General features: G+C 72.7%; 5 protein-coding genes. All 5 read left to right on the top strand.

Features of this window, described 5'->3' with window-relative positions:
* The first annotated feature begins 24 nt into the window (after window positions 1–24).
* Genes O7632_RS00580 through O7632_RS00560 form a run of 5 tightly spaced genes read left to right on the top strand, consistent with a single transcriptional unit; the run spans window position 25 to window position 10,751 of the window.
* Window positions 25–5,649, top strand: coding sequence for a non-ribosomal peptide synthetase (locus tag O7632_RS00580; protein ID WP_278110448.1), 5,625 nt, complete (start codon window positions 25–27; stop codon window positions 5,647–5,649).
* A complete protein-coding gene (locus O7632_RS00575) occupies window positions 5,646–6,782 on the top strand; it encodes a saccharopine dehydrogenase NADP-binding domain-containing protein (RefSeq protein WP_278110446.1) in 1,137 nt (378 codons plus the stop codon). Before O7632_RS00580 ends, O7632_RS00575 begins: the two co-directional genes overlap by 4 nt.
* A complete protein-coding gene (locus O7632_RS00570; RefSeq protein WP_278110444.1) occupies window positions 6,779–8,740 on the top strand; it encodes a Gfo/Idh/MocA family oxidoreductase in 1,962 nt (653 codons plus the stop codon). The genes O7632_RS00575 and O7632_RS00570 overlap by 4 nt, the downstream gene beginning before the upstream one ends.
* The gene (locus tag O7632_RS00565; RefSeq protein WP_278110442.1) at window positions 8,737–9,969 is read left to right on the top strand and encodes a cytochrome P450; all 1,233 of its coding nucleotides are present in this window, start codon (window positions 8,737–8,739) and stop codon (window positions 9,967–9,969) included. The genes O7632_RS00570 and O7632_RS00565 overlap by 4 nt, the downstream gene beginning before the upstream one ends.
* Window positions 9,966–10,751, top strand: a complete 786-nt coding sequence (locus tag O7632_RS00560; protein WP_278110440.1) for an alpha/beta fold hydrolase — start codon at window positions 9,966–9,968, stop codon at window positions 10,749–10,751. The genes O7632_RS00565 and O7632_RS00560 overlap by 4 nt, the downstream gene beginning before the upstream one ends.
* Window positions 10,752–10,802: the final 51 nt, after the last annotated feature.

Below are 10,802 nucleotides of genomic sequence, written 5' to 3'. Positions count from 1 at the left end.
ACTGTGACAACGAGGCGGAGCCCGATGGATGTCGACGAACTGATCACCGAGCTGGACGCCGACGGCGTGACCCTGTGGCTCGAAGGCGACGAGCTACGGTTCCGCGCGCGCAAGGGCGCCTTCACCGAGGAGCGGCGGGCCGCCGTACGCCGGCACCGCGAGGCCATCCGCGCACACCTGCGGCAGACCGCACCCGCCCGGGTCACCGCCGACCCGGCCGGCCGACACGAACCCTTCCCGCTGTCCGATCTGCAGGCCGCCTACCTGGTCGGCCGGGGCACCCACTACGAGTACGGCGGCGTCGCCTGCCACGCCTACGTCGAGTACGACTACCCCGACCTGGACCCGCACCGGGTGCAGCACACCTGGGACCGGCTCGTCGCCCGGCACGACATGCTGCGCGCCGTGGTGCACAGCGACGGTTACCAGGTCGTCCTCGCCCAGCCACCGGCCTGTCCGATCGGCGTCACCGACCTGCGTGGACACCCGGCAACCGAGATCGACGACCACCTGCGGCAGCTGCGCGACAGGCTGTCGCACCGGGTCGCCCCGACCGACCGCTGGCCGCTGTTCGCCCTGCACGTGACCCGCACCGACGACCGGGCGGTCCTGCACCTCTCCCTCGACCTGCTCATCGTGGACTACGCCAGCGTGCAGCGACTCGTCACCGAGTTCGACCAGCTCTACACCGACCCGCAGGCCACTCTCGACCCCATCGACGTCACCTACCGTGACTATCTGATCGGCCGCCGTCGGATCACCGACACCCCGGCGTACCGCCGCGACCGGGAATACTGGCTGCGCCGCCTTGACGACCTGCCCGGAGCCCCCGAACTACCCGCCGGCGACGCCAGCGGCACCGGGCCGGTCCGGTTCCGTCGGCGGGAACACCAGCTGCGGGGCGCGGCGTGGACCGCACTGCGTGAGCGCGCGGCCCGCCACCAGGTGAGCGTCTCGACCGTGCTGCTCACCGCCTACGCCGAGGTCATCGGCAGGTGGAGTCGCAACCCGAGGTTCACGCTCAACATCCCGACCTTCCAGCGACTGCCGCTGCATCCCGCCGTCGAGTCGTTGGTCGGCGACTTCACCGTCGTCGAACCACTCGCCGTCGACCTCACCGCGCCACTTCCGTTCGCTGAGCGCGCCACGGCGGTCGCCGGCCAACTCCTGGAGGACCTGTCGCACGGCCTGTTCACCGGCAGCGAGGTCCTCGCCGAACTGAGCCGACGCACCGGCACCCGGCAGCTGCTCCCTGTCGTGTTCACCAGCACCCTCGACACACCCGCGCCGTCGCCGGCCCAGGGCCAGGTCGGCTACGCGATCAGCCAGACCCCGCAGGTCTGGATCGACTGCCAGGTCATGCCGCGCGGCGACGGACTGGCTCTGTCCTGGGACGTGCGCGACAACGTACTGCCGGCCGACCTGGCCGACGACGCCTTCGGGGCGTGGGCCGATCTCGTCGAGCGCCTCGCCGCCGATGACGACCCGTGGCGGGATCCGTCCCCGGTCGCGCTGCCCGCCGCGCAGCGCGAGCGCCGCCGGCAGGTCAACGCCACCGACGGCCCGCTCCCCGACGGCCTGCTGCACGACGACGTCGTCGCCCAGGCACACCGCACCCCCGACCGGGTGGCGGTCGTCGCCGACGGACACGAGCTGACCTACCGCGACCTGCTCGACCGCGCGACCGCCGTCGCCGATCTGCTCGCCGTCGCCGGGCTGCGTCCCACCGAACCGGTCGCGGTGCTGATGGACAAGGGCTGGGAGCAGATCGTCGGGGTCCTCGGCACCCTGCTCGCCGGCGGGGCGTACCTGCCGGTCGACGTCACCCAACCGGCCGCCCGGCGCAATGCCATCCTCACCGACGCGCAGGTGCGTACCGTACTGACCCAGTCCTGGCTGATCGACGCTGCGGCCCTGCCCGAGACGGTGACCGCCGTCGCGGTGGACACCATGGCCGCCGACGCGGTGGCCGCCGACGCGGTGGCCGCCGACGCGGTGGCCGCCGACGCGGTGGCCGTCGACGCGGTGGCCGTCGACACGGTGGCCCGCGGCGGGCCGTCGGCGCAGACCGAACCGACAGCCGGAGACCGGCCCCCGGCCCTCGCCCGTCCCGGACCCGACGACCTGGCGTACGTCATCTACACCTCCGGGTCCACCGGAACACCCAAGGGCGTCATGATCAGCCACCGGTCGGCGCGCAACACGATCGACGACATCAACCGCAGGTTCGCCGTCGGTCCGGACGACTCCGTACTCGGCCTGGCCAGTCTCGGCTTCGACCTGTCGGTCTACGACGTCTTCGGCCCGCTCGCCGTCGGCGGCCGGTTGGTGCTGCCCGGAGCGGACCGTCGTGGCGACCCGTCACACTGGGCAGACCTCGCCGACCGCCACGCCGTCACGATCTGGAACTCGGTACCCGGCCAGTTGCAGATGCTGCACGACTACCTGCGAGCGGTGCCGGACCTGCGGCCGGCGGCGCTGCGGCTGGCCATGCTCTCCGGCGACTGGATCCCGGTCGGCCTGCCGGACGCGGTCCGGGAGTTGCTGCCGCAGCTGCGGGTGGTCAGCCTCGGCGGCGCCACCGAGGGTGCGATCTGGTCGATCTGGCATCCCATCGACGTCGTCGACCACGACCGGCCCAGCATCCCGTACGGGGTGCCGCTGACCAACCAGACGTTCCACGTGCTCGACGCCCGGTTGCGGGATCGTCCCGACTGGATCGCCGGCGAGCTCTACATCGGCGGTGCCGGCGTGGCCTTGGGCTACTACCACGACCCGCAGCGCACCGCCGAACGGTTCCTGCGGCATCCGAGGACCGGTGAACGGCTCTACCGCACCGGCGACCTGGGCCGCTACTGGCCCGACGGGACCATCGAGTTCCTCGGCCGGGAGGACGACCAGGTCAAGATCCGGGGCTACCGGATCGAGCTCGCCGAGGTCGAGACCGCTGTGCAAGCCCACCCGGGTGTCGCCGGTGCCGCCGTGCTGGTCGACGCCGCCCACCCCGGCGGCAAGCGGCTCGCCGCGTTCGTCGAACCCGCCCTCACCACGCCCGACGCCGCCACCGGCACCCCCGCCACCGGCACCCCTGCCACCGGCACCGCCGCCGGGGCTGGTGCCGCCGCCGCGGCGGCGTCGCGGGCCGCGCAGACCGGGGTCGATCCGCAGGCCCTCGCCGACTTCCAGGCCGCGTTGGCCGACGTCGCGCTGACGGCGATGGCCGCCACCCTCGCCGGTGCCGACGTCGCCATCGGTGACACCTGGCACAGCGCCGACGAGATCTGCCAGGCGTTGCACGCCACCACGGTGACCGCACCGATCGTGCGCCGGTGGCTCGCCGCGTTGACCCGCGCCGAGCGGCTCCGCGTCACCGATGCCGCCCGGTACGGCGATCTCGCCGTACCGGCGCCCGACGACCTCGACGGCGCTTGGCGGCGACTCGCCGAGGCCGATCGTCGGCTCGACTACAGCACCGACCTGATCGACGCGGTCCGCACCTGCACCGACCACCTGCCGGCGCTGATCGCCGGCAGCACCGACATCCGCGCGTTGCTGTTCCCCGGTGCCCGCGCCGACGCGATGGCCGCCGCCTACCGCGACAACCTCGCCGTCGCCCACCTGCACCAGGCGGTCGTCGCGGCGCTGCGGCACATCGCCGAGCGGCACGACGGCGACGGAGCGCTGCGGGTGCTGGAGGTCGGCGGCGGTGTCGCCGGCACCACCAGTCTGCTCGCTCCCGTCCTGGCCGAGTACCGCCCCGACTACCTGTTCACCGACCCGTCGACGTTCTTCCTCAACGAAGCCCGGGACCAGTTCGCCCACCACCCGTGGATCCGCTACGCCCGCTTCGACCTGCGCGACGACCCCCGCTCCCAAGGGCTGACCCCGAACAGCGTCGACGTGGTCGTCGCCGCGAACCACCTGCACACCGCACCGGACGCGGCCGCCGCCGTCGAGCGGCTCTCCGGCCTGCTCGCCCCCGGCGGCTGGCTGGTGATCATGGAACAGACCCGCGACGACGACCCGGCGCTGCTGGTGTCCATGGAGTTCCTGGAGGCCACCGCCGGCCCGTTCACCGACGTGCGCGCCGCCGCCGGTCAGTCCTTCCTCACCGAGCCACAGTGGCGCGAGCTGCTCGGCACGGCCGGAGCCGAGCTCGTCACCCAATTGCCGGCGGCCGGCGAGCCGCTGCACCCCACCGGCCAGCAGCTGTTCCTGGCCCGGGTCAAGACCGACCGTACGCCGGTGACCACCGCCGACCTTGTCCGGCACACCAGCGCCCGGCTGCCCGACTACATGGTGCCGACAGTGTGGCAGCTGGTCGACGTGCTGCCGCGTACCAGCAACGGAAAGGTCGACCGCAACCGGCTGCGGACCTGGCTGCCCGGCACCGACCAGGGCCAGCAGACCGCGGCGGTGGCCGCCGATCCGGTGGACGCGCTGGAACGCCAGCTCGCCGCCATCTGGGCGGAACTGCTCGACCGCGAGTACGTCGGCCGCCACGACGACTTCTTCGCCCTCGGCGGCGACTCGCTGCTCGTCGCCCGCCTCGTCGGCCTGCTGCGGGAACGCGTCCCCGACGTCGTCGCCCTCGAGTGGGAGGTGGTGCTGCGGCACATGCTGCGCCAACCGACCGTCGCCGCACTCGCGGCCTACCTGCGTACGGTCACCACACCGCAGACGTCGGCACCGGGCGACGGTCCGGTCCGCACCTCACCGGTGGTCCGGCTGCACGGCTCCGGCACCGATCCGCTCACCGTACTGGTGCACGCCGGCACCGGCACGATCATGCCGTACCGGGCGATCATCACCGAGATCCGCCGCCGCTCCGCCGGCACCAGCTCGGTCGTCGGTATCGAGGTGCCGCACCTGCCGACCTACCTGGACGCCGACCCGGCCGGCCTGATCGACCGGATCGCCGCCGACTACGCGACCGCGATCGGTGAACTCGGCGCCCGCGAGTTGCACGTCGTCGGCTACTGCCTCGGTGGGCTGATCGCCACCGAGATCGCCCGGGGCCTCAGCGAGAACGGAGCCAACGTCGCGACCCTGACCGCGATCAGCAGCCACAGCCCCCGGTTCCGGCTCGACGACGAACTGCTGTCGGAGTACTCGTTCGCGGTGATGATGGGTATCGCGCCGGCCGACATCGGGTTCCCCGCCGACGAACTCGCGGTGGCCCGCGCCGCCGACGCGGTCCTGGCCGGCAGCCCCGGTGTGCTGCGTGACGGCGGCTTCGTCGAACTGACCGGCGAGCACGCCGACGTCGCCGCCGCCTTCCGGGCGCTCGCCGCCCTGCCCCGCGAGCAGCGGGTCGCCCGGATGTGCGAGGCGGTTCCCGCCTCGGCCGGCATGTACGAGCCGGACCACATGATGCGGCTGTTCCGCACCTTCCGGCAGAGCGTGTTCGCCATCACCCGCTACGAACCGGAGCCGTACGCCGGCGACATCACCTTCCTGCGGCACAGCGGTGCCTATCCGTTCCCGGGCAGCCGGGACGCGGTCACCCAGCACTGGGCCGAGCTGTGCCTGGGCGACCTGCGCATCGTCGACGTACCCGGCGACCACTTCAGCTGCATCGACGTGGCGCACGCCCCGGGCGTCGTCAAACTGCTCAGCGAGATCACCGACGGGGCGGTGACCCGATGATCGGCGTACTCGGCGCCTCCGGTTCGGTCGGTCAGGGTGCCGTCGCGCACCTGCACCGCCTCGGCGTCGGGCCGCTGCGCCTCGGCGCCCGCAGCGGCGATCCACTGCGGCGCGTCGCCGCCGGTCTGCCCGGCGCCGCCGTCGAGACGGTCCAGGTCGACGTGCGGGATCCGGCCGCCCTGGCCGGTTTCTGCGCCGGCACCTCGCTGGTGGTCAACTGTGCCGGGCCGACGTACGAGCTGAAGGAGACGGTCGCGGCGGCGGCGCTGGCCGCCGGCGCGCACTGTGTCGACGTGGCCGGTGACGACCCGGTCCACGAGGCACTGACCGGTGCCGGTGTCCCCGACAGCGGCCGTACGGTGGTGCTGTCCGCAGGCACCCTGCCCGGCCTGTCCAGCCTGCTGCCGCGCTGGCTCGCCGCCACCGAGTTCGATGACGTTCACACGCTGACCGCCTGGGTGGGTGGCGTCGAGCACTGCTCCCCGGTGGTCGCCGTCGACATGATGCTGTCGCTGCGCTCCGGTGGCGCGGCCGGAGCGGCGTACGGCGAGGCCAACGCCGCCTGGCGGGGCGGGGCGGTACGGTCCCGGGCGCTGCGTCCGGCCGAGGACGCGACCGTGCCGCAGTTCGCCGGGTCCGTCGCGGTGCAACCGTTCCTCAGCGCCGAGACCCGTCGACTGGCCCGTACGCTGCGGCTGCGCGACGTCGACTGGCTCAACGTCTACCCGGGACCGCAGGTGCGGACGTTGCTGGCCGCCCTGCCGGCCGCCGCCAGCGTCGGGGCCGACGAGGCGGCGCTCGGCCGGCGGATGATCCGCGCCGCCGATCTGGACCTCGCCGGTCGCAGCCCTTACTACCAGATGGTCTTCACGATGGGTGGTACGCGCGGCGGCGTCCCCGTCGAACGGACCGCGGTGCTGCGGGTCGACAGCAGTTACCGCCTCACCGGGCTGGTCGGTGCGTTGGCCGCCGTGGCGGTGTTCGGCGGCGACGTCGCACCCGGGGTGCACTTCGCCGCCGACGTGCTGGATCCGGCGGCCACGGTCACCGCGTTGCGCGCGTCGGGGGAGTCGCTCGCGGTGCGGCTGGTCGACGGCGACACCGCCGACGACACCGAGGAGGGCACGCTGTGAGCACGCCGCTGCGGGTGCTGGTCTGCGGCACCAACTTCGGCCGGTTCTACCTGCGCGCGGTCGCCGACCTCGCACCCGACCTGGTTCTCGCCGGTGTGCTCAGCCGGGGCGGGACCGCGTCCCGGGCACTGGCCGACGAGTACGGGGTGCCCCACCACGACAGCCTGGACACGGTAGACGCCGACAAGGTCGACATCGCCTGCGTCGTGGTCGGCTCCACCATCTCCGGCGGAGCGGGCACCGACCTCGCCCGGGCGTTGCTGGCCCGGGGCGTGCACGTGCTGCAGGAGCACCCGGTGCACCACGACGAACTCGTCGACTGCCTGCGGATCGCGCGCCGCCATGGCGTGCAGTACCGGGTCAACGCCCACTACCGGCACGTCGAACCGGTCCGTCGGTTCCTCGCGGCCGCGGCCCGGCTCCGCGCCCGCGAGAAGCTGGTGTTCGTCGACGCCGCGAGCCCGGTGCACGTACTGCATCCGTTCGTGGACGTGCTGGGTGCCGCACTCGGCGGCCTGCGTCCCTGGCGCGTGGACGAGGCGGTCGCCAGTGGACCTTTGCGGTCGGTCACCGGTGAGGTCGGCGGTGTGCCGCTGACCTTGCGGGTGCACCACGAGCTCGACCCGGCCGACCGGGACAACCACGCCCTGTTCTGGCACCGGATCATCCTCGGCACGCGGGCCGGTGCGCTGACCCTGGCCGACACCCACGGACCGGTGCTGTGGACACCGACGCTGCACGCCGACCGGGACGCCGACGGTCGGCTGGTCTTCACCGGCGGGCAGCTCGACCAGCCGGGCAGCGTGCCGCTGCCGGGCACCGCCGCCGGCACCCAGCGTGACATCTTCGACCGGCTCTGGCCGCAGGCGGTACGGCGCGCGCTACGGGGATTCGCGGACGCCGTGCGTCGTAATGGCGATCCGCTGCGGGCGGCCCAGTACGACATCACCGCCTGCCGGATCTGGTCGCAACTGGCGGCCCGGCTCGGCCCGCCGGACGTGGTACGACCGGCGTCACCGTCGCGCGTCACCCTCGCCGATCTCGTCGAGCCCACCAACGGGATCGCGGAGCCCACCAACGGGATCGCGGAGTCCACCAACGGGATCGCGGAGCCCACCGGGAAGCTCGCCGAGCCCACCGACGGTGGCGATGGCGTCGGGGCCGCCGGGATCGACGTGGTCGTCGACGCGGTCGAGCCGTACTCGCCGACCGCCGAGTTCTTCGATCTCGCCGCCGCCGCGCACGTCGCGACCGGCAGCGCTCCCGCCGTCGTCGCGGCGCTGACCGGCATCGACGCCGCCGCCGGCCCGGTCGTCGAGATCGGTGCCGGGACCGGCCTGGTCACCGTCGCCCTCGCCCGGGCCTTTCCGGACCTGGAGATCGTCGCCCACGAACCGGCCATCGGCATGCGCGCCGTGCTGACCAGCCGGATCTACCGGGACCCCGACCTGCGTCGCCGGGTCACCGTCTGCGCCGAACCCGCCCCGGACATCGACCTGCCCGACACCATCAGCGGCGCCGTCGTCTGCGGGGTGGCCGGGCATCTCGACCAGCCCGACCGGGTACGCCTCTGGCGGCGCCTCGCCGAACGGTTGACCCCCGGCGGCCGGATCGTCGTCGAACTGATGGCCATCGACCGGCCGCTCGTACTCGACCCCACCCGGCTGTCCCGCGTCGACGTCGGCGGGCAGCGCTACGAATGGTGGTTCTCCGGTGAACCCGACGGCCCGGACCGGATGCGGTTGCACACGACGTGGCGGGTGTCGGCCGAGGACGGTACGCCGGTACGCGAGGTCGCCGACCACTACCACTGGTACACCCTCACTCTTGCCGGCATCGCCGCCGAGTCCGGAATGCCGCTGCACGACATTGCGCAGGCCGGCACCGGTGGGCCGCCGATCGGCGTACTCGTGCCGACGCCCCGGACCACGACCGACCAGGAAGGAACGCCCCGATGACCGAGACACTTCCCACCGGAACGCAGACGCCCGGAACGCAGACGCCGCCGGCGTTCCCGGTGCCGAGGGAGTGCCCCTTCGCCCCACCGGAGCGCTACGCCGAACTACGCGCCGCCGAACCCGTGTCACGGGTGACGCTGCCCACCGGCAAACAGCCCTGGATCGTCACCCGCTACGCCGACGTCCGGGCGCTGCTGGCCGATCCCCGGGTCAGCGCCGACATCCGGCATCCGAACTTCCCGGCGATGGGAATCGGCGAGCAGGAGGCCGGTGCCAAGTCGCGGCCGTTCATCCGCACCGACCCGCCGGAACACACCCGCTTCCGGCGCATGCTCCAAGCCGAGTTCACCGTCAAGCGGATCCGGGACATGCGGCCGGCGATCCAGCGCACCGTCGACGACCTCATCGACGCCATGCTGGACAGTGGTCCGCCGGTGGATCTCGTCACCGCGTTCGCCAACGCGGTCTCCACGACGACCGTTCTGGGCCTGTTCGGCGCGCCCACCGACGACATCGAGTTCTTCCGCGACGTCACCCGCATCTCCGGTGGACGCACCAGCAGCGCCGAGGAGGTCGGTGCCGCCCTCGCCAGCCTGTTCCGGATGCTGGACGGGCTGATCACCGCCCGGGAACAGGCACCCGGCGACGACCTGCTGTCCAAGCTGGTCGTCAACCACCTGCGGGCCGGCGTGGTCACCCGGCACGAACTGCTCTCCGCGATCGGCATCACCATTGTCGCCGGCCGGGAGACCACCACCAGCATGATCGCGCTCGGCACACTGCTGTTGCTGCGCCACCCGGAGAAGTTGGCCCGGCTCCGCGCCGAGCCCGAGCTGATGCCGGCGGCCGTCGAGGAACTGCTGCGCATCCTGTCCGTGGCCGATTCGATCCCGCTGCGCGTCGCCGCCGCCGACATCGACCTCGACGGAACGCGGATCCGGGAAGGCGACGGCATCATCGCCCTGCTCGCCGCCGCCGACCACGACCCGGAGGTGTTCCCGGACCCGCAGCGGCTGGACCTCGACCGGGTCAACCGGCACCACGTCGCCTTCGGCTACGGGGTGCACCAGTGCATCGGCCAGAACCTGGCCCGGCTGGAGTTGGAGATCGCGATCGGCACCCTGATCCGGCGGATCCCGGATCTGCGGCTGGCCGGTGCGTTCGACGATCTCGAGTACAAGAACGACGCGGCGACGTTCGGCATCGAGGCGATGCAGGTGACCTGGTGAACACCGCGACACTCGGCCCGTGGCTGCGCTGCTACCAGCGGCGTCCGGCGGCCGCCGTACGGCTGGTCTGTTTCGCGCACGCGGGCGGCGGTGCCGGTAGCTTTCGTGCCTGGGACGCGCTGTTGCCACCATCGGTCGAGCTGGTCTGCGTGCAGTACCCGGGACGGGAGGACCGGTTCGCCGATCCGCTCGTCGACGACATGAGCGCGCTGACCGCGCCGGTCGCCGACGCCGTGGCGCGCCTCGCTGACCGGCCCTACCTGGTCTTCGGTCACAGCATGGGTACGGCGGTGGCCTACGAGACGGTCCAGCGGCTACGTGGCCTCGGCGTCGGCCAGCCACAGTGGCTGTTCGTCTCCGGCCGCCCCGCGCCGGGCGACGTGGTCGGTGGCGAGGTGCACCGCCGCGACGACGACGGTCTCTGCGCGGAACTGAACCGGCTCGGCGGCACCGACGACGAGGTGCTGGCTGATCCGGAGCTGCGCCGGGCGGTGCTGGACTACGTCCGCAACGACTACCGGCTCATCGAGACGTACCGGCCGGCACCGGCGGTGCCGCTGGACTGCCCGATCATGGTGCTACGAGGCGAGGACGACCCGGAGCTCGACGACCGGCAGGCGGCCGGCTGGGGTCGGCTGACCCGTGGCCGGCTCGACGTGCGCACGTTCCCCGGTGACCACTTCTATCTGGTGCCGCAGCGACGCGCCGTCGTCTCCGCCATCCTCGGCAAGCTCGATCCGGTGCTGACCCGTACTCCTGCTGCCTGGCCCAGCATGCCGTGACCGGTACGCCTGTTTCGACCGTTCACGCCCAACCGTCCGATCGGAGGAGAT

Source organism: Solwaraspora sp. WMMD406, assembly GCF_029626025.1.
Classification (GTDB): domain Bacteria; phylum Actinomycetota; class Actinomycetes; order Mycobacteriales; family Micromonosporaceae; genus Micromonospora_E.
Note: the sequence above shows the minus strand (reverse complement) of the source record. Positions and strands in the feature narration are given on the sequence as shown.

Bases quoted from the DNA above. Each gene is read 5' to 3' on its own strand.
- O7632_RS00580 (WP_278110448.1), top strand. From the start codon at position 25: ATGGATGTCGACGAACTGATCACCGAGCTGGACGCCGACGGCGTGACC.
- O7632_RS00575 (WP_278110446.1), top strand. From the start codon at position 5,646: ATGATCGGCGTACTCGGCGCCTCCGGTTCGGTCGGTCAGGGTGCCGTC.
- O7632_RS00565 (WP_278110442.1), top strand. From the start codon at position 8,737: ATGACCGAGACACTTCCCACCGGAACGCAGACGCCCGGAACGCAGACG.